The organism is Pseudomonas sp. FSL R10-2189 (assembly GCF_009600325.1).
Taxonomy (GTDB): domain Bacteria; phylum Pseudomonadota; class Gammaproteobacteria; order Pseudomonadales; family Pseudomonadaceae; genus Aquipseudomonas; species Aquipseudomonas helleri.
The window spans coordinates 1-737 of sequence record NZ_WIVZ01000110.1 but is presented as its reverse complement, the minus strand read 5'-3'; the positions used below and the strand labels follow the sequence as shown (position 1 = coordinate 737).

The window sequence follows — 737 nt, the reverse complement described above, 5'->3', positions numbered from 1 at the left end:
GGCGAGGTGCGCAGCCGTGCTGACGTGCTCGAAAAGTTGACAGGTGCAGGCTTCCAGGTGGCCCGCGAAACCAAGTCATCCATCAGCATCGCCGACCCGGACGGCGGCAAGAACATACGCCTCAAGGGGGCCCTCTATGAGCGGGATTTCAGACTTGGCCCGGAGCTTCGAGGAGAAATCGAAGCAGCAAGCCAGCGCTATCGAGACGGGCGTGACGAACGCCTACAAACAGCACGAACAGACCTTGCTCGCGGCATTGAGATCAAGCGAACAGAGCTTGAGCGCCGCCATCCAGGCCCGCGAGAAAGCGCTAGAAGCGATTTTGAGCACGACCGAGGCCAACACCAGGGCGCTAGTCCTGTCGGGCTGGAAATGGCTCGCCGGGAGCCTGCTGGCGGTGATCTTGGCCGCGAGCGGGGCCCTGTGGTGGACAGGGCAGACGGTGGCGGAGAATTTCCAGCTCATCGAGCAGCAGAAGGCCACGATGGCCCGCGCCCAGGCGTTGGGGATGGACTTCCACCGCGACGAAAACGGCCAGTTCATCATCCTGCCAAAAGGGATGAAGGCAGTCAGCGGGTGGACGTTCGAGAATGGCAGCCGACAGGCAGTGAAGTTGGAGAAGTAGGCTATGACGGAGATCGAGAAGGCCTTGCTAGACGCCTTGGAGAGTTTACAGAGCGAGCACGAGCAGCAGCTGAGCAGTTTCGCCGAGACCTTGCAAAGTATGCGGATCGAGC

At 61.1% G+C, this 737-nt stretch carries 2 protein-coding genes; both read left to right on the top strand.

What is annotated here, in order from left to right:
* The first annotated feature begins 136 nt into the window (after window positions 1-136).
* Window positions 137-625 (top strand): MbeB family mobilization protein, encoded by a 489-nt coding sequence (locus tag GHO32_RS26135; RefSeq protein ID WP_256665604.1) that lies wholly within the window; start codon window positions 137-139, stop codon window positions 623-625.
* Between the two features lie 3 nt (window positions 626-628).
* Window positions 629-737 (top strand): MbeD/MobD family mobilization/exclusion protein (locus tag GHO32_RS27335; protein ID WP_218581171.1); only part of this gene is annotated, 109 nt, incomplete at its 3' end.

What these genes read in the sequence shown, in the direction of transcription:
- GHO32_RS26135 (WP_256665604.1), top strand. Translation starts at nt 137, where the DNA reads ATGAGCGGGATTTCAGACTTGGCCCGGAGCTTCGAGGAGAAATCGAAG.